17 protein-coding genes are annotated in these 18,226 nt (G+C 69.2%); 9 read left to right on the top strand and 8 right to left on the bottom strand.

Going from position 1 to position 18,226, the window contains the following annotated elements; genetic code table 11:
• Nucleotide 1: 1 nt before the first annotated feature.
• The gene (locus OG917_RS14650; protein WP_328318041.1) at nucleotides 2-2,092 is read left to right on the top strand and encodes a hypothetical protein; all 2,091 of its coding nucleotides are present in this window, start codon (nucleotides 2-4) and stop codon (nucleotides 2,090-2,092) included.
• A 696-nt stretch (nucleotides 2,093-2,788) separates the two neighbouring features.
• Here OG917_RS14650 and OG917_RS14645 read toward each other — a convergent pair.
• On the bottom strand, nucleotides 2,789-4,327 hold the full coding sequence (locus OG917_RS14645; RefSeq protein WP_328318040.1) for a CehA/McbA family metallohydrolase: 1,539 nt from the start codon (nucleotides 4,325-4,327) through the stop codon (nucleotides 2,789-2,791).
• A 214-nt stretch (nucleotides 4,328-4,541) separates the two neighbouring features.
• Between OG917_RS14645 and OG917_RS14640 the strand changes: the two genes are divergently transcribed.
• From OG917_RS14640 to OG917_RS14615, 6 genes are all read left to right on the top strand, one after another.
• On the top strand, nucleotides 4,542-5,372 hold the full coding sequence (locus OG917_RS14640; RefSeq protein WP_328318039.1) for an LLM class F420-dependent oxidoreductase: 831 nt from the start codon (nucleotides 4,542-4,544) through the stop codon (nucleotides 5,370-5,372).
• A gap of 229 nt (nucleotides 5,373-5,601) precedes the next feature.
• Nucleotides 5,602-5,874: a hypothetical protein gene (locus OG917_RS14635; protein ID WP_328318038.1), complete on the top strand. Its 273-nt coding sequence runs from the start codon at nucleotides 5,602-5,604 to the stop codon at nucleotides 5,872-5,874.
• Between the two features lie 62 nt (nucleotides 5,875-5,936).
• Nucleotides 5,937-6,155 (top strand): hypothetical protein, encoded by a 219-nt coding sequence (locus OG917_RS14630; protein WP_328318037.1) that lies wholly within the window; start codon nucleotides 5,937-5,939, stop codon nucleotides 6,153-6,155.
• A gap of 132 nt (nucleotides 6,156-6,287) precedes the next feature.
• Entirely contained in the window at nucleotides 6,288-8,882 is a 2,595-nt protein-coding gene (locus tag OG917_RS14625) for a bifunctional FO biosynthesis protein CofGH (RefSeq protein ID WP_328318036.1), read from the top strand.
• Between the two features lie 123 nt (nucleotides 8,883-9,005).
• A complete protein-coding gene (locus tag OG917_RS14620; RefSeq protein ID WP_328318035.1) occupies nucleotides 9,006-10,112 on the top strand; it encodes an ABC transporter substrate-binding protein in 1,107 nt (368 codons plus the stop codon).
• An 82-nt stretch (nucleotides 10,113-10,194) separates the two neighbouring features.
• On the top strand, nucleotides 10,195-10,998 hold the full coding sequence (locus tag OG917_RS14615; protein ID WP_328318034.1) for a methyltransferase domain-containing protein: 804 nt from the start codon (nucleotides 10,195-10,197) through the stop codon (nucleotides 10,996-10,998).
• Nucleotides 10,999-11,056: 58 nt separating this feature from the next.
• On the opposite strand, the gene OG917_RS14610 is transcribed toward OG917_RS14615, so the two are convergent.
• The 4 genes from OG917_RS14610 to OG917_RS14595 are packed head-to-tail and all read right to left on the bottom strand — an operon-like array spanning nucleotide 11,057 to nucleotide 12,433.
• Nucleotides 11,057-11,251: a DUF397 domain-containing protein gene (locus OG917_RS14610; protein WP_328318033.1), complete on the bottom strand. Its 195-nt coding sequence runs from the start codon at nucleotides 11,249-11,251 to the stop codon at nucleotides 11,057-11,059.
• Nucleotides 11,248-11,454, bottom strand: a complete 207-nt coding sequence (locus tag OG917_RS14605; RefSeq protein WP_328318032.1) for a DUF397 domain-containing protein — start codon at nucleotides 11,452-11,454, stop codon at nucleotides 11,248-11,250. Before OG917_RS14605 ends, OG917_RS14610 begins: the two co-directional genes overlap by 4 nt.
• A complete protein-coding gene (locus tag OG917_RS14600) occupies nucleotides 11,451-11,684 on the bottom strand; it encodes a Scr1 family TA system antitoxin-like transcriptional regulator (protein ID WP_328321883.1) in 234 nt (77 codons plus the stop codon). Before OG917_RS14600 ends, OG917_RS14605 begins: the two co-directional genes overlap by 4 nt.
• Nucleotides 11,685-11,743: 59 nt before the next feature.
• Complete coding sequence (locus OG917_RS14595) at nucleotides 11,744-12,433, bottom strand: DUF4232 domain-containing protein (RefSeq protein ID WP_328318031.1); 690 nt, start codon at nucleotides 12,431-12,433, stop codon at nucleotides 11,744-11,746.
• Between the two features lie 500 nt (nucleotides 12,434-12,933).
• Between OG917_RS14595 and OG917_RS14590 the strand changes: the two genes are divergently transcribed.
• Nucleotides 12,934-14,049 carry an ADP-ribosylglycohydrolase family protein gene (locus tag OG917_RS14590; RefSeq protein WP_328318030.1) on the top strand — a complete coding sequence of 372 codons (1,116 nt, stop codon included), beginning with the start codon at nucleotides 12,934-12,936 and terminating at the stop codon, nucleotides 14,047-14,049.
• A gap of 89 nt (nucleotides 14,050-14,138) precedes the next feature.
• On the opposite strand, the gene OG917_RS14585 is transcribed toward OG917_RS14590, so the two are convergent.
• Nucleotides 14,139-15,719, bottom strand: coding sequence for a sodium:solute symporter family protein (locus OG917_RS14585; RefSeq protein ID WP_328318029.1), 1,581 nt, complete (start codon nucleotides 15,717-15,719; stop codon nucleotides 14,139-14,141).
• A gap of 372 nt (nucleotides 15,720-16,091) precedes the next feature.
• Nucleotides 16,092-16,934 (bottom strand): SDR family oxidoreductase, encoded by an 843-nt coding sequence (locus OG917_RS14580; RefSeq protein WP_328318028.1) that lies wholly within the window; start codon nucleotides 16,932-16,934, stop codon nucleotides 16,092-16,094.
• A gap of 89 nt (nucleotides 16,935-17,023) precedes the next feature.
• Here OG917_RS14580 and OG917_RS14575 point away from each other — a divergent pair, with 89 nt between their 5' ends.
• The gene (locus OG917_RS14575) at nucleotides 17,024-17,890 is read left to right on the top strand and encodes a hypothetical protein (RefSeq protein WP_328318027.1); all 867 of its coding nucleotides are present in this window, start codon (nucleotides 17,024-17,026) and stop codon (nucleotides 17,888-17,890) included.
• A gap of 105 nt (nucleotides 17,891-17,995) precedes the next feature.
• Here OG917_RS14575 and OG917_RS14570 read toward each other — a convergent pair whose 3' ends face one another.
• The gene (locus OG917_RS14570) at nucleotides 17,996-18,205 is read right to left on the bottom strand and encodes a DUF397 domain-containing protein (RefSeq protein ID WP_328318026.1); all 210 of its coding nucleotides are present in this window, start codon (nucleotides 18,203-18,205) and stop codon (nucleotides 17,996-17,998) included.
• Between the last annotated feature and the right edge of the window lie 21 nt (nucleotides 18,206-18,226).

Here is an 18,226-nt window from a genome sequence, read left to right as displayed (position 1 = left end):
AGTGGTCAGGCCCGACGAAGGCGGAAATGGCGGCAATTTCTCAGGGATCAACCCGGAGAGATTGAAGGAGACGATCAGCGCACTCGAACGGGACCAGAAGTCGCTCCACTCCAGGGCGTCGTACTACAAGCAGCAGTTCGAGCGCTACGGCATCACGACGACCAGCGTGAACGGGCTGATCAAGATAGCTGGTTGGGCAGACGGCGAACTGCCCATGCTGCGCAGGCGTCATCACTTGGCGCTGAACATGGAAGTGGACTTCCCCGGCTTCAAGGGCATGACCCAGATCAACGAGAACGACGTGAGCAAGTCCGCCGTGACACAGGCGCGAAAGGATGGGAGGGCGCTCGGGGAGGAGTTCAAGAAGGCGCTGGACAGCGGAGACGTGGCCTCCGAGGACCTCTTCGACACCCTTGAGGCCCACTCCAGCGACGCAGACTTCGTCAACTCCTTCTACAAGGCGCTGGGCCCGGACCGTCTGGCGTGGATCTCCAACAGGATGGCTTCGCATCCATACGGTGATCGCTACGAGGACCACCCGGAGCAGTTGGCCCACGACCGGAACCTCATAGCGAAAACATTCGGCTCCTTCTCCCAGACGGCCTTCGATGGCCAGGCCGAGAAGCAAGAGCAGGAAAGCTGGAACAAGTGGCTCGACAAGTTCGTCTCTGACCCCAATGGAGGTTTCGGTCCGGAACGGCTCCTGCCCTTGCTCAAGGGGGGAGATTTCGACAAGGACTTTCTGGTTGCGGTGGGCGACCGTGTCTTTTCGAAGAAGAAGACTGATAACTATCAGTGGATGAATGGGACTGGTAGTGGTCAGGGGCCGTGGGGTTCAGATCACTACGCGCAGCTGTTCGCCGCCCTAGCGAGCAACCCTGTAGCAGCCGGCGAGTGGATGGACCATAACCCCAAGGTCGTGGATTCCGGCATCTATCCGGGCGGAATAACTGATAACGACAGTAGTCCGGGACGGGCGAAAGAGTTCGCCAAGGTCCTGCGTGCCGGCACCATCGGAATCGGCAAGGTGTCCCCCGTACTGTCCGAGAAAAATACGGCCATGCTCATGGTTAACAACTTCCACCACCAGAAGGACGACAAGCTCAAGGGGATCCATGCTCTCCCGGGGGTTCAGCTGCTGTACTCCGAACTCATGGCGAAGAATTGGGGCGCCATGGAGGATGCCGTCACCTCTCCGGCGCAGGATGGATACTGGAATTCTGGGAAATGGGATTACAAGGCGTTCAGTAAGAGCCAGAACCCGGACAAGCCCGGGGTTGAGGTGTCACCCGACCTCTGGCAGGCCCTCATGCAGGAGTCGATCCGCGAGCCGCATGCTGCGGCATCCATGAGTGCACTCTTCGACACGAGTCAGAGGAAGTATTCCCTCGCGACGACGCTCACTACTGTTTCGGATGACGACGCCAAGTCCTTCATCGCATTCAAGCAAGGGTTGATGGGTAACTTTTATGCCACGGCCTATGACGCAACAGAAAAGGCGCTCGGTGATGATGCGCAAGCGTGGGCTGATGACATCAATGGCTTCCGGGACGGAATGATCGATAATGCGATCGCACTTGGTAAGGGGGCGAAAAGCGGTGGTGGAGCCGGTGTCGCAGCTGCTGCGGGCGGCATCGGGCAGGAGTATGCGATGGGGCTGTTGACTAAGTGGCTGAAGGGCGGGGTCGAGGTGAAGCCGAGTCAGGCTCCGAAGGATCTGCTCGGTGCCATCAAGGCCTTGAAGGAGAATAAACTGGAGAACACGTGGCGCAGTGCGTTCAATAGTAAGGTCCAGATTATGGCCGCTCAGAACTTTGATCCCCGTAAGATTCCCAATTTTGTACCGGTTTCCTACGCGGAAGACGGAGAATCGAATCATGTATATACGGGCAGCCCCTGGGGGGACCCGAAGTACATCACGTCATCGAAGAATGACTTCGTCAAGGCAATCAAGGACAACGGTGGTGAAGTCGACGTAAGTAAAATGACTCCTCAGCAACGGGAGTCGTACAGTCGCTGGCTCGGGGACCCCGCGGTCGTAGCGAAGTTCGGGAGCGACCGGGTTTGGTTGCAGGTGCTTGGGCAGAAGTAGCGACTGCTGGGTTCAGGTTGTGCGGAAGGAATATCAAGAATCCTTGGAGTCCCTCTGCACTACCTGCCAGGCAACGAAACCGTCAGCATGCGACGGGCGAACCTCGAAATAGAAACCCGCTCCGTCGTGAAAGGCGAAGGAGTTCGGCCTGCGATCGCACAGAATGTCACTGTCGCCGTAAGCCCCGGTACTCTTCGCCGTAAAGTGCATCACTGCCTTGCCCGCTCCGGCGCAGACGATCTCCAAGACGTACCGCTTACCCCAATGGAGGTTCGTCGGCGTACGGCGGGTCACGCCGTCCTTCGCCAGAGCCCCGCCATGCAAGGCCGCCTTCCCCTCAGGAAGCGCAGCCTCGGCCTGCTGGCGGAGTTGTGTATCGCTCAGGGTTGTCGAGGGCGACGGAGTGCTGGACGCGGGAGAGGGGGAAGCTCCACTCTTCGGCTCCGAACCACCCGACGTGCAGGCGGCAGTTGTCAGGGCCAGGATGACGGTCGCACCGAGAGCAGGCGCGGCTGTCCGAAGCTTCCGGTTCAGTGTGCTGGGCATCGCTGCCGTGACTTTCCACGTGGACGTCGACATTGGCTGATGGTACTGGTGACCGCTGACCGAGCCTGCGAGAAGCCTGCCCCGCAGGTCACCGCGAGCGCAGGGCGGCTCCGCCCTGCGCTTCCGGCGGTGCGTGCCACCGGCCGGCCGTCAGCCGCCCGCCCCCAGGAACACCGGATTGGTCAGCGCCGCCAGTGCCCCCGGCAGTCCCGCCGCGGCCGGTGTGTGCCGGACCTCCGCGCGGACGTAGGTGGCATACGCGGGCGTGGTGTTCCACTCCACCGTGCCCGCGCCGGACGTGGGCAGCGGCGTGGAGTACAGCGTGCCCTGGTCCGTGACGAAGTGCGCCGTGCAGCCGGGGGCGCCCGTGACATCGAGGCGGACCGTCACCGGGGTGTCGGCCTCCACGCGGAGACGTTCGCCGATGCCGGCGTGGGCGGCCCGGCCGCCCGTGGCGCCGAAGGTGAGGGAGATCGCGGAGGACTCGGTGATGTACGAGTGGCCTGCCCGGATGCCCGCCAGGATGGCGTCCCTGCTGAGCTCGTCGGCCAGGACGACCGTCTGCGGGGTGCCGATCCGGTCGGGGTCCTTGTGGGCGTCACTGTTGCCCATGGCCGGGGTCCAGTCCGCGCCACCGCTGACCAGTGTGTTGTCCCAGTCCGCCACGGACACCTCGTCGTCCAGGGTGTACGGGCCGTTCCACACCTCGACCGCGTCCGCTTCGCCGAAGCCGAACTTCCAGTTGCACCCGATGCAGGTCGCGTGCGGGTGCGCAGGGACGACCAGGCCGCCCGCGCGGCGGATCTCGCGGGCGTAGTGGCCGAAGCGGTTGTCCCGGGCCCGGTAGCGCCAGTCGATCCAGCTGCCGTGGTCGGTCGAGATGCCCAGTACATGGCCGTTCCGGGTGGTGATCTCCTCCCCGGTGAGGATGAGCAGGTCGTCACCCCACAGCCCCTCCCACGCCCGGTGGCCCGAACTGGTGTTGTGCTCGCTGGTGTTGATGAAGTCGAGTCCGGCCGCACGGGCCAGCGCGGCGATCTCGGCCGGGGTGCGCCCGCCGTCCGAGTGCACGGAGTGGATGTGGCAGTCGCCCCGGTACCAGGCGCGCCCGCGCCCCTTCGCGCGCACCGGCGGGTACACCGGCTCCGGTGTCGCGGGCGTCGGGCCGAAGCGCAGGGTGAGTGTGACGGTGTAGGCGAGGCCTTCGGGGGCGGTGGTGTACGGGCCGAGCGCGATGTTCCACCGGCCCGCCCGTACCGGTCCCGGCAGATAGCCGGGGGTCGCCTCGTCGGCGCGGATGAAGAACTCACTGCGCGCCCCGCCCGACCAGCCGCGGAACCCCCGCCCGCCGAGCCCGGTGCCGTGTTCGTCGAAGATGCCGATGTCCAGGGCGTTGCCCTGGGTGCCGACCGGTACGGACGGCTTGTCGTACGTGTAGGAGACCGCCAGCTCGCGGACCCCAGCCGGGACGTCCACCGGCAGATAGACGTAGTCCGGGGAGCCGGGCGGCAGCGTGCCGCGTATGGTCTTCGTCCGGTCCGGGACGGCGCCACCGCCGCCGCCGTGTCCGCCCTCCCCGTCCGCCGCGCTCGCGAAGCTCACGCTTCCCAACGTAAGCGCGGCGGCGGCTCCCGTCACCAGCAGGCCGCGCCTGCCCAGCTCGCCGGGGGTCAGGTCTCCAGGGTTCATGCCAACGGCTCCAGGGGTCTGGGGGCTGGGGGGGGGACACGAGGGGTGCACCTGAACCCTGGTATTCAGCCGTGAACCGGATGAGAAGTGAAGGGGGCGGGCCGGAGACCGTGACACGGCGCTCGGATTTTCGCCCCGTACGCCATAGCCTCTGCGGCCACGGCCACGGCCACGGCCACGGCCACGGATCACGAGGCGAATGAGGGCGGACGTCATGCGGCTGAGTACCACGATCTTTCTGACCGACCGGACCATCACCCCGGTGCGGCTCGCACGGGAGCTGGAACAGCGCGGGTTCGCCGGCCTGTATCTCCCCGAGCACACCCACATCCCGGTCGAGCGGGCGACGCCGTATCCGATGGGCGGCGAGCTGCCCGCCGAGTACGGCAGGACGCTCGACCCGTTCGTCGCACTGGGGCAGGCCGCCGCGGTGACGGACGCGCTCGGCCTGGGCACCGGGATCACTCTCGTCGCCCAGCACGACCCGATCGACCTGGCCAAGCAGATCGCGACCCTGGACCATCTCTCGGGGAGCCGCTTCACGCTCGGCATCGGCTACGGCTGGAACAAGGAGGAGGCCGCTGACCACGGGGTCCAGTGGACGCGCCGCCGGGAGGCGGCCCGGGACCGGATGGCCCTGATGCGGGCGCTGTGGGCGGCCGAGCCGACGCCGTACGCGGGGGAGTTCGGCTCCGTACGGGCCAGCCAGGCGTATCCGAAGCCGCGGGGCGGCAGCGTGCGCACCCTGATCGGCGGCGCCGCCGGGCCGAAGCTCTTCGCTCACATCGCGGAGTACGCGGACGGCTGGCTGCCGATCGGGGGCGGAGGGCTCGGTGAGTCGATCCCGGTCCTGCGGCAGGTCTGGCAGGAGGCGGGCCGCGACCCGGAAGCGCTCCACGTGGTGCCGTACGCCGTGCTGCCGACGCCGGGGAAACTCGCGCACTACGCGGACCTGGGCATAGAGGAGGTCGTCCTGCAACTCCCCTCTGCGAACGAGGAGTCCGTCCTGAAGGTGCTCGACGGGTACGCGCCGCACCTGGCCTGAGCCGCTCCCCGGTGGTCCGCGTACGCGGGCACCCTGCGTACGCGCCGCACGTGTACGGGGCAGCCGGAGCCGGAGCCGGAGCCGGAGCCGGAGCCGGAGCCGGAGCCTGGGCAGGGCGGGGCGGGGCAAGGCAGAGCTGGGCAGGGCGGGGCGCGCCGGGCGACGGGGGAGGGGCCGGCCGGGGCTCCTCGACATGCGGCGACCGGCGAGTGGGCGGATCCTGGGTGTTGTGCTCCAGGAACCGAAGTACAGCGGCCAGGCGGTCCTGGTCATCCACAGCCACGTCCTGCCTGTGGCGGCCACGCTCGCCTTCTCGGCCGACGGGTGCTCGGGCGTCCTGCGCACCCAGGTCATCTCCGACGCCGATCTCGACTTCCCGGCGGAGCCCGTGCCGCTCACCCTGCTGCAGGAGCCCAAGGGCGAGGTCTGGGGGACCGTCTCGGTCTGCCGCCGCACGCCCGAGGGTGCTGTGTCGATGAAGTTCAGGGGCGTCGGCGGCTGATCGAACCGGGTGGCCCCGGCTCCCGGGGGGCCGGAACGGCCGACGAGGAGCACGCTGGATATATGAAAATGCCAGTCATCATCTACCCGCCGGACTCGTCCGGCGGGCGACATGTGCGATCCGGTACGGAGGACCTCGGCGTCGCCCACAGTCAGCACGACGTGGTCGAGCTGCTGCACGGGGCCGGTCTGGAGGGCATTGACGAGGTGGAAATAGCGACGACGTCGGTCATCGACTGGCATGGCGGCGGCCCTGATGTGTGGGCGCCGCCGGACCGGTGACCGGGCGGCGGCACACGCGGGCCGATCGACGGGGCCCGGCCGGCCGGGCCGCTGTGTGTTACCGGCGTAACGGCACGTCACTGTGGGCCCGGCGCCGCAGACAGTGCGAAATGGCGCTCGTATGCTCGCTGCATGACTGATCCGCAGCCCGCAGTACCCACCGCAAATGCCATGCGCCGCGCGCTCAGGCGGGCCAGGGACGGGGTGGCCCTCGACAGGGCCGAGGCTGCCGTGCTCCTCCAGGCCCGCGGCGACGACCTGCGCGACCTCTCCGCATCGGCGGCGCGTGTGCGGGACGCCGGCCTTGAGGCGGCCGGGCGGCCCGGAGTCATCACGTACTCCCGCAAGGTGTTCATCCCGCTGACCCGGCTCTGCCGGGACAAGTGCCACTACTGCACCTTCGTCACCGTTCCCGGCAAGCTCAGGGGCGCAGGCCACGGCATGTACCTCTCCCCCGACGAGGTACTGGCGATCGCCCGCCAGGGCGCCGAACTGGGCTGCAAGGAAGCGCTTTTCACGCTCGGCGACCGCCCTGAGGAACGCTGGCCGGAGGCGCGTGAATGGCTGGAGGCCGAGGGGTACGACGACACCCTGGCGTACGTACGTGCCATGGCCGTCCGGGTCCTGGAGGAGACCGGCCTGCTGCCGCACCTCAACCCGGGCGTCATGTCCTGGACCGACCTCCAGCGGCTCAAGCCGGTCGCCCCCTCGATGGGCATGATGCTGGAGACCACGGCGACGCGGCTGTGGAGCGAGCCGGGCGGCCCGCACTACGGCTCGCCCGACAAGGAGCCCGCTGTGCGGCTGCGCGTCCTGGAGGACGCCGGACGCTCCAACGTCCCCTTCACCACCGGCGTGCTGATCGGAATCGGCGAGTCCTACGAGGAGCGCGCCGACGCCTTCTTCGAGCTGCGGAAGGTCGCCCGCTCCTATCACGGCGTCCAGGAAGTCATCGTCCAGAACTTCCGCGCCAAGCCCGACACGGCGATGCGCGCCATGCCCGACGCCGAGCTGGAGGAGCTGGCCGCCGCCATCGCGGTGGGCCGCCACCTCCTCGGTCCTTCCGCCCGCATCCAGGCCCCGCCGAACCTGGTCGACGCGGAGTACGCCCTGCTCATCGGCGCCGGGATCGACGACTGGGGCGGGGTCTCACCGCTGACGCCCGACCACGTCAACCCCGAGCGCCCCTGGCCGCACATCGACGAGCTGGCCGAACGGACGGCCTCGGCCGGATTCCGGCTCCGTGAACGGCTCACCATCTACCCCGAGTTCATCCAGCGCGGTGAACCCTGGCTCGATCCCCGGCTGGTGCCGCACGTCCGGGCCCTCGCAGACCCGGAGACCGGACTGGCCCGCGAGGGCGTCAAGCCGTCCGGGCTGCCCTGGCAGGAGCCCGAGGAGGGCTTCACCGCCACCGGTCGCACCGACCTGCACACCACGATCGACAGCGAGGGCCGAACGTCGGACCGCCGTGACGACTTCGACGAGGTGTACGGGGACTGGGACGCCCTGCGCGAGCAGGCAGCCCCCGGCATGGTCCCGTCCCGGATCGACGCCGACGTCAAACAGGCCCTCGCCCAGGCCGCCGCCGATCCGACACAGCTCACCGACGACGAGGCGCTCGCCCTGCTGCACGCGGACGGCCCGGCGCTGGACGCCCTCACCCGGATCGCCGACGACCTGCGGCGGGACGTGGTCGGTGACGACGTCACGTACATCGTCACCAGGAACATCAACTTCACCAACGTCTGCTACACCGGCTGCCGCTTCTGCGCCTTCGCGCAGCGGCGCACCGACGCCGACGCGTACACGCTCTCGCTCGACCAGGTCGCCGACCGCGCCGCCCAGGCGTGGGACGTCGGTGCGGTCGAGGTCTGCATGCAGGGCGGCATCCACCCGGACCTGCCCGGCACGGCCTACTTCGACATCGCGAAGGCCGTGAAGGACCGAGTCCCCGGGATGCACGTCCACGCCTTCTCCCCGATGGAGGTGGTGAACGGTGCGACCCGCACCGGCCTGTCCATCCGCGAATGGCTCACCGCGGCGAAGGAGGCAGGTCTCGGCTCGATCCCCGGTACGGCCGCGGAGATCCTGGACGACGAGGTCCGCTGGGTCCTCACCAAGGGCAAGCTGCCCACGGCGACCTGGATCGAGGTCGTCACGACCGCCCATGAGCTGGGCATCCGCTCCTCGTCCACGATGATGTACGGCCATGTCGACCAGCCCCGCCACTGGCTCGGCCACTTCCGCACCCTGGCGTCGATCCAGCAGACCGCGCTGGCCAACGGGGTCGAGGGGTTCACGGAGTTCGTGACGCTGCCCTTCATCCACACCAACGCCCCGGTGTACCTGGCCGGTATCGCCCGTCCCGGCCCGACGGTCCGCGACAACCGCGCGGTGACCGCGATGGCCCGGCTGCTGCTCCACCCGTACATCCCCAACATCCAGACCAGCTGGGTGAAGCTGGGGGCGGAAGGTGCCGCGGAGATGCTGCGCTCCGGGGCGAACGACCTGGGCGGGACGCTGATGGAGGAGACCATCTCCCGTATGGCAGGCTCCAGTTACGGTTCGTACCGCTCGATCCAGGACCTGGTCGCCATTGCCGACCTGGCGGGCCGCCCGGCCCGCGCACGGAACACGCTCTACGGGCCGGTGCCGGACGAGCGGATGCAGGCGGCCCGCTCGTCGGACGGACATCTGCCCGAGCTGCTGCCGGTGCTGGACTGAGCAGTCCGGGTCGGGGAGCCATTGCGCGGAGGGGTGCGTACGGCCGGGTCTCGCCGCTCCGCGGCGGGGCCGGACCGCGATCGAGTCGTCACAGTCGAGTCGTCACAGGGGAGAGGCCATCGCATGGGTACGCCACCGCGCGGAGCGGACCGGGCTGACGGGCCACCGGTCCGGATCGGTGCTCTCGTCCCGCTGACCCGGCCCGGCTGGGCCGAGGCAGGACACCGTCTCCTCGCCGGATGCGAGTTGGCCGTCCGTGATGTCAATGACGCCGGCGGGATCGAAGGGCGACCGCTCGAACTGCTGGTCAGGGACACCGCGGCTGATCCGCAGCGGGCCGCGGCGGCCGTGGACGAATTGGCCGGCCTGGGAGTGGCCGCCGTGACGGGGGAGTACCACAGCGTCGTCGCGCGCACCGCTGCCGCCAGGGCCGACGCCCTCGGCCTGCCGTTCCTCTGCTCGTCAGCGGTGCTCGACGCGCTCACCGAGCAGCCGACGGACTGGGTGGCGCGCCTCGCCCCCGCACAGTCCCATGGCTGGCAGATCTACGCGGACTTCCTCATCGGCGCGGGGCACAGCCGTATCGCCGTTGTCACCGTGCCGAGTGTCTACTGGGCGTCCGGGGTCCGCATTCTCCGGGACCACCTCGCTCCACGCGGCGGCACCGTCGTCGAACTCGACATGCAGGAACTCACCCCCGCGGACGTGTGCGACGCACTCGCCGAACGGGGTGCGACAGCCCTTCTCCTCCTGGTCGGCACCCCGGAGCCGGCGGTGCCGATCGTCAAGTCGGTCCGCAGCGACCAGCGCCTCGCCGAGGTCCTGATCGGTGCGCCGGCCGGGCAACCGGAGTTCAGCGGGTGGATGGCGCTGCTGGGCGACGACGGCGCAGGGATCCCTTTCCTCCGCTATCTGCCCGAGCGGCTCGGCCCACTCGGTGTACGCGTCGGGGCGGCTCTCCACGAGCAGTCGGCCGAAGGGCCCTCCTTCGTCGCCTTCGAGGGGTACGACGCGGTCACGGTGCTGGCCGATGTGTTCCGTTCCCACGGTACGGACCCGGCCGATGTGGCCGCAGCGTGGCCGCACGTCGCGACCGAGGGCACCCGAGGGCCGATCCGGTTCTCCCGCACGCCGGGTATCAGCGTGTGGCAGTGGGCCTGGGCGCCGGTCCAGGTCGTCGACCGGGACCCGGCGGAATTGGGCCGCTTCCGGATCCTGCACACCGGCTGACAGGGGCGGGTGCAGGGGCGGCTGCCCCGGCGGAGAGTGGCTGCCCCGAGGTCCCCGCTGTCCCTTCTGCCACAATCGCCCCATGGCCGAAGACGAGACGGAGCACGGATATCTGCTGGACAACCAGCAGTCCGAGGCGGGGATCCGCTTCGGCGCCCTCAGCGAGCTGTTCGATCCGGTGACGTTCCGCCATGTCGACCAGCTCGGGATCACGGCCGGTATGCGGTGCTGGGAGGTCGGGGCGGGCGCTCCGTCCGTACCCCTCGGGCTGGCCGAGCGGGTCGGCCCGGCCGGAGCGGTGATCGCCACCGACATCGACGTGTCGTGGGCCCAGGACGCGGCCGGGGGCGTGATCGAGGTACTGCGCCACGATGTGGCGGCCGATCCCCCGCCGCCCGGCGGCTTCGACCTCGTCCACGCCCGGCTGGTCCTGGTCCACGTCGCCGATCGCGCCGAGGCGCTGCGCCGCATGGTCCAGGCGTTGCGGCCGGGCGGCCGACTGCTCCTGGAGGACGCCGACCCCGGATTGCAGCCACTGCTGTGCCCGGACGAGTCCGGCCCCGAACAGCGGCTGGCCAACCGGTTGCGCTCCGGCTTCCGCAGCCTGATGGCGGCGCGCGGCGCGGACCTCGCCTACGGGCGGACCCTGCCGAGGCTGCTTCGCGAGGCCGGTCTGGAGGACGTCCGGGCCGACGCCTACTTCCCGATCACCTCGCCCGCGTGCGGCGTGCTGGAGGCCGCGACCGTGCGGCAGATCCGTGGCCGCCTGGTGGCGGCGGGCCTCGCCACCGACGAGGAGATCGACCGGCACCTGGCGAACGTCGCCGCCGGGGGCCTCGACCTGGCCACGGCCCCCATGATCTCGGCGTGGGGCCGCCGCCCCTGATCCCCTGATCCGGCGGTTGCAACGCCCCTGTCACGGCACGGCCTCCGGCGGCCACTGTTCAGCTGTCGATACTGAACGCCACGAACTCAGCCCAGACGGCGGCAGGGAAGACGAGCGCGGGGCCGGCGGGGGCTGTCTTGCTGTCGCGTACGGGTGCGATGCCCGGGAAGTCGAGTGAGACCTCGACGCAGTTCGTGTCGCCGCCGTCGCTGAAGCTGGACTTGCGCCAGGTAGCGGTGGAGAGGTCGGTCACGGGGTGCCCTTCCGCACGGCCTCGATGAAGCAGCCCCAGGCCGGCCCGGGAAAGAGCAGCGCGGGGCCGGCGGGGACCTTGCTGTCGCGTACGGGGATGAGGTCGGGGATGTTGTCCGCGATCTCGACGCAGTTCGTCTGTCCGCCGTCGCTGTAGCTCGACTTGTGCCAGTGAGCGGTGGAGAGGTCGGGCGTTCGGTTCATGATCTGTGCTCCTCCAGGACGCCCCGGATAAACGCCATCGAGTCCGACGGGGACAGCGCCAGATCTCGGATTCGATCGTAAGCCAGGCGGTAGCTGGTGACCTTGTCAGGATCGTCGATCAACTCGCCGAATCCGTTGCCCTCGACGTAGGCAACAGAGCTGCCGTCCGGCTGCCACAAGACGGAAAGATGGCTACCCATGAGACCGTGAACGCCCGCGTCGAGCGGCAGAACTTGGACGACGACGGACGTGAGCTGGGCGACCTCCCCACCGCGTTCGCTGGTGCGGATCAGCCGCCCTGGCCGGCGCTTCCGATCGGGCCGATCTTCACCGGGGCGCCGGTGCCGTCCGTGACGGGCAGAGTCCTGGCGCCCGGCCAGTCGAGAGTGACCGACTTCGTCTCGTCCGGAGGGGTCACCACCAGCCCTGTGATGCGGATGCCGCTCCCGCCCGTCTTGTTGAACGGGTAGCTGATGGGAAAGTCGATCGCCTTCCCGTTCTTGAGGGTGGCGGAGATGGTCTCCTGGCCGGTGCGCTTCGCGGACAGCGGACCCGAGGCGGTCTTCAGGTCGACGCCCGCGTACCCGGATATCGTGCAGTCCCGGCCGCTGTGGTTCGTCAGCTCCACGACGACGGTGGCGTCGGGGTCGCCGTCGATGGTGCCGTCCTTAGCCGTGATCGCCAGATCGTCGGTGCGGCACTTGCCGCCCTTGCTGCTCCCGCCGGAGCCGGTCCCGGCAGCCGTGCCCTTCCCGCCGGTGCTCTTCCCGGCAGAGGCCTTCCCGCCGCCCTGATCCGAACTGCCCGAGCCCGAACCGCCGTTCGCGGACGAGGTGGAGGACGCGGTGGACGCTGCCGACCCGGCGGATGCGGACGACGATCCGCTCTGTCCTGCACCGGCATCGTCGTTCTGGCAGGCCGTGAGCGAGAGACCGGCGGCAACGGCCAGGGCTGCGAAGGTGAGCTTGCGAACGCGCATCGTTTCTTCCTCAGTATCGGTGGGCGGTGCGGGCCGCTCGGTACGGGTCGGTACGAGCGAGCGTTTCTGATCACCAGGACTCACCCGGCCCGGTGATCCGTTCCGCACAGCCACCTCCTAGGACATTCCTGTTACACACACAGTCCGGCCCGGCGCGCCCACCACCGGCCGCACCGACCGGTCGGCGCACGTCGAACGAACACCGCGACCAGAACCCACTTGGCGCGGTCTGGGGGCGGCTTGGCCTTCTCTGGCGAGGAGTTCGACGCCGGCGGCCACAAAGCCGCTGACGTGTTCGCCGCGGTCGTCGTCACGCCGACGGATGCCTGAGGGCTTTCCCGTCATCCCTGGCGGGGGCACGCCGTTGCCCGGTCAAAAACGACCTGCGGGACGTTGTTCCACATACCTACGTGTACCCGGATCGCACCTTCGACCGAGCGTTCCCGTTCCATTACAGTGCTGCGCAGTCGCAATCGAACGGACCGACGGGGAGGGGCCGGGTGAGCGCATCATCCACACCCCTCTGGGGCCGCAGCGAGCAACAGGACTTCCGCAGCCGCGTGCGCGGATGCCTGCTGGGCGGCGCCCTCGGCGATGCGCTCGGGGCAGGCGTCGCGGGGCTCGGGCTCGACGCGATACGCGAGGCCCACGGCGCCGGGGGCCTGACCGATCTTGTGCCGGTGTACGGCAGACGCGGGGCGGTCACCGCCGCCACCCAGCTCTCCCTGTTCACCGTCGACGGTCTGATACGGGCGCAGGTCAGGCGGGACACGGGCGCCTGGCACCCGCCCACCGACGTGTACCGGGCCCATCTGCGGTGGGCCGCGACCCAGCGCGACTGGGGGCCCGACGAGCGCCGTAAGGACAACGGCTGGCTCGCCTGCGAGGAGTGGCTGTACGACCGCCGCGATCCCGCACGGTGCTGTCTGGCCGGGTTCGGCGACGAGGTGATGGGCACGCTGGACAAGCCCAGGAACCCGGAGGCGGGCGACGCGTCGGCCGTGAGCCGGTCCGCCCCCTTCGGGCTGCTCGTCGGCTGGGAGCCGGGGCTGGTCTTCCAACTGGCCGTCGAGTGCGCCGCGCAGACCCACGGCATGCCCACCGGGTACCTCAGCGCCGGGGCGTACGCCGTCATCGTCCACGGGCTCGCACGCGGTGAGAGCCTGGACGCGGCGGTGCAGCAGGCACTGGGGCAGCTGGCCCCCCGGCCCGGCCACCAGCCGGTCACCGACGCCCTCCAGCACGCGCTCGGCGCCGTGCGGCAGGGAATGCCCAACCCGGCGCGCGTCGAGTCGCTCGGCGACGGCGAACTGGCCGAGGACGCCCTCGCGATCGGCGTGTACTGCGCGCTGGTCGGCGAGGACATCCGCCACGGACTGCGCCTCGCCGTGAACCACAGCGGCCCGTCCCAGGCCACCGGCGCGATCTGCGGCAGCCTGCTGGGTGCGCTGCACGGCGAGACTGCGCTGCCGCCCGGCTGGCTCGCGGAGCTGGAAGGGCGCTCCACCGTGCTCCAGCTGGCCGACGACTTCGCGATGGAGATGACCCAGGGCCCGGCGCTGCACGGTCCGGCCCTCACCACTCCGGCCTGGCTCTCCCGCTATCCGAGGGGCTGACCGGCCCGGAAGGCACGGTGGGGGCTCGCCCCGTCCGGAGCGAGCCCCCTCGCGTACGTACCTCCGACGGCCGGCGGCCGTACCCCTCGTCAGTCGTCGGTGTGCCCCCTGCCCAGCACCTTGTCGTCGGCCGGTGCGCCCTGCGCCGGCACCGCAGCCGCCGCCGCGTACGGGCCGCCGCCGTCCGTGTTCACCATCGCGATGATCGCGTCCCGCTCCGGCGTGTCCTCCGGCTTGACGAAGCCGATGAGGACGTACAGCACGAGCGAGATGGCCAGCGGCAGCGAGACCTGCCACTCCAGGGCGACGTCCGTGTTGGCCGAGCCGTCCAGGTGGTAGTTGGTGAAGTAGAACGCGAGCAGCCCGGCCGCCCAGCTGACCAGTGCCGCTGTCGGGCCGGACTTCCGGAACGAGCGCAGCAGTCCGAGCATGAACGGGATGGCGATCGGACCCATCAGCCCGGCCACCCACTTGATGACGACCGAGATGATGTCCTTGAACGTCGGCGAGTTTATCTGCGTCGCCAGCGCCATCGACAGGGCGAGGAAGCCGAGCGTCGAGATCCGCGCGGCCAGCAGTCCGGTGCGGCTGCTCCACTCGCGGGCCGACCTGGACATGGCCGGGGCGATGTCCCGGGTGAAGACGGCGGAGATCGCGTTGGCGTCCGATGAGCACATGGCCATCGTGTGCGAGAAGAAGCCGACGACGACCAGCCCGAGCAGCCCGTGCGGCAGCAGCGACTGGCTCATCAGGGCGTACGCGTCGGAGGCGTCCGGCTTCTGTGCGTGCACCAGCAGGGGCGCGCACCACATGGGGAAGAAGAGGACGACGGGCCAGACCAGCCACAGAAGGGAGGAGAGCATCGCCGAACGCGTCGCGGAGCGCGGCGAGTCGGTGGCCATGTAGCGCTGGGCCTGGTTCCACATGCCGCCGTTGTACTCGAAGGTCTTGATGAAGAGATACGCCAGCAGGAAGGTCATCGTGTACGGGCCGGCCGTCGGGTCGGTGTGGCCGCTGGGGAGCTTGTCCCAGACCGTCCACAGCGTGCTGAAGCCGTCGAGCTTGCCCATCGCGGCGACCAGCATCGCGACCCCGGCGATCAGCTGGATGATGAACTGCCCCAGCTCGGTGAGCGCGTCGGCCCACAGGCCGCCGACCGTGCAGTAGACGGCGGTGATCACGCCGGTGATGAAGATGCCCTGGGTGAGGGTGATGCCCGTGAAGACGGAGAGCAGCGTGGAGATGGCGGCCCACTTGGCGCCGACGTCCACGATCTTCAGCAGCAGCCCGGACCAGGCCAGGGCCTGCTGGGTCGGGAGGTTGTACCGGTCCTTCAGGTATTCGAGCGGCGACGCCACGTGCAGCCGGGAACGCAGCCGGTTGAGGCGGGGCGCGAAGAGCTTCGCGCCGATCCCGATGCCGATGGCGATCGGGAGCGACCACGTGACCATGGATGTGATTCCGTACTGGTACGAGATTCCGGCGTACCCGGTGAACATCACCGCGCTGTAGCCGGACATGTGGTGGGAGATGCCCGACAGCCACCACGGCATTCTGCCGCCGGCGGTGAAGAAGTCGCTCACGTCGTCCACGCGCTTGTGGGACCAGAAGCCGATCGCGATCATCACGCCGAAGTAACCGATGAGCACGGTCCAGTCGAGACTGTTCATGTGCCCCTCCAAGGGGTCCGCCTGTACTGAGTTCATCTCGAACGAACCTCGATGAACGGGAAACGCTTCGCCAGTACGTCGATCGGGCGGTGCCCCCGTGCGGGACCGGGGGACTGCAGGGATTGAACCCTCTTCGCCAAGGACCGGTCAAGGGTTCAGCGATCACAAACATGAACGCAGGTCAGTAATCAGAACGAATTTACTTCCTCTTGACCTCCGGACCCGTTGCTCTGGGAGTGACGGGGGCCACACCATGAGCGGGCACTTCGCCAGTGGCGGCCATCCGGAGGCAGGACGGCAGGGCCGCACGGGATGCGGGTCCCGTGCGGTCGAGAAGAGGAGGTCCGACTGAGGACGACCGGCAGGAGCGCTTCAGCGCATCAGTTCACCGGCGTTGACCAGCAGGGACTGGCCGGTGATGGCCCGCGAGCGGTCGGAGGCCAGGAAGACCGCGGCATCCGCCACGTCACCGTCCGTGGCCAGCTCGGGCAGGGCCATCCGGCCGGTCAGCCGGCTCAGTACCTCGGCCTCGGGGACGCCCTCGCTGCCCGCGGTGAACTGGACGAAGGCCTGCACAGGCGGCCCCCACATCCAGCCGGGCAGCACCGTGTTGACCCGGATCCGGTGCGGACCCAGCTCACGCGCCATGGAGTACATGGCCGAGGTGAGCGCGCCCTTGGACGCCGCGTACGCGGCCTGGTGGACCTCTGACGGCGCGGCCACCGACGACTGCGTCCCGACGATGACGACCGCCCCGCCCCGCTCCTTGAGTCCGGGCAGGCAGGCCCGCGTCATCCGCAGCGTGCCGAGCAGATTGACGTCGATCACGCCCTGCCAGGTGGTGAAGTCGGCGTCCTGGAGTCCACCGAAGTAGCTGTCCCGGGCGGCGACATGGACCACCGCGTCGATCCCGCCGAACCGCTCGACGGCCAGCGCGGCGAGCGCGTCGCACTGCGACTCGTCGCCGATGTCCGTGGGCAGGTGGGCGGTCCTGGTGCCCGCCGGGTCGATCTCGGCGGCGGATTTCACGAGGTTCGCCCCGGTCCGCGCACCGAGTACGGCGTTGCCCCCGTCCCGCACGACGGCCGCGGCCACCTGGTGGCCGAGACCCGCCCCTACGCCCGACACGATGACGGTCTTCCCGGCGAGCACCGCGCCCGGGGTCGCGGTGGGCCGGGGTCCCGTGGACCCGGATTCCGCGGGACGGCTTTCCATGGTGGCCCTCCGGACTCTGGCAGTTTGCCTGACGGACCGTCAGAGTAGGTCCGTAAGACGGCGGAAGGAAGAGGAAGGATGGGGTGCGGATGAGCGACGAACCGTCCAGCGGGCGCGGGGGCAGCGGTACGGGGAGCGAGGTGTACGGCGAGCTGGCCTCGGTCGGCCCGTACGGGGTAAGGCCCGGCCACGCGCTGATCACCATGGTGGAGCCGCACCAGGGCCACGAGTACGCGTACAACCGCTGGTACGAGGACGACCACTACTACGCCGGTGCGATGGCGATGCCCTGGATGTACGCGGGCCGCCGCTGGGTCGCCACCCGTGACCTCCAGCGCCTGCGCTACCCGGAGGAGTCGGCGGTCGCCCGGCCGGTGACGGCGGGGTGCTACATCACGACGTACTGGGTGACCGAGGGCCGCTACGACGACCACATGAAGTGGACCGTGGGCATCAACAAGCGGCTGAACCGGGACGGCCGGGTCTACCAGGACCGTACGCATGTCTTCACGTCGTTCCAGGACCACGAGGCGACGGTCTACCGGGACGGTGCCGCGGGACCGCGCGATGTCCACGCACTCGACCACCCGTACGCCGGTCTGGTCGTCGAGGTGATCGACGCGGAAAGCCCGGGCCGGCGGGGCGAGTTGCTGGAGTGGCTGCGGGCGACGTACTTGCCGGAACGGCTCGCGGGCGGGCCGGCGGCGATGGTGACGGTCTTCCGGCCGACACTGCTGCCCGGGGACCGGATGACGTATGTGAAGCAGGTGGAGGGCGTGGACACCCGGCTCACGCTGCTCTGGTTCCTGGAGACCGATCCGAGGGAGGTCTGGGAGGCGCGCTTCACCGGACTCGACGGGGACTTGGTCGAGCGCGGCCTGGGGCGGGTGGAGCTGGTGGCACCGTTCATACCGACCGTGCCGGGCACCGACCGCTACGTCGACCAGCTGCGCTGACCGGTGCGGATACGGCCGCCGTTCAGGGGCGAGCCCCCTCGGCCGGGACGGCGATCCAGTCGAGAGGGCTCTTGTCCACGGTCGGGGTCTTCACGGGGCCGGGGATCAGTCGAGAGTGAAGGCGCCCTGGCCCGCTTCGGTCACGAAGCTGTTCCAGGAAGAGGGAACAAAGGTGATCGACGGGCCGTCGGTGACCTTTGAGTCCCGGACGTCGATGGCCTGAGTAAGGGGTGACTTGACCTCGACGCATGCGCCGTTTCCCGTGGAATAGGAAGACTTGGTCCAGTTCTCGGTCGCGCCCTGCTGAATTGCCATTTGTTCGCTCCGGTAAGCAGT

The sequence above is a fragment of the Streptomyces sp. NBC_00388 genome (assembly GCF_036061255.1).
Classification (GTDB): Bacteria; Actinomycetota; Actinomycetes; order Streptomycetales; family Streptomycetaceae; genus Streptomyces.
Note: the sequence above shows the minus strand (reverse complement) of the source record. Positions and strands in the feature narration are given on the sequence as shown.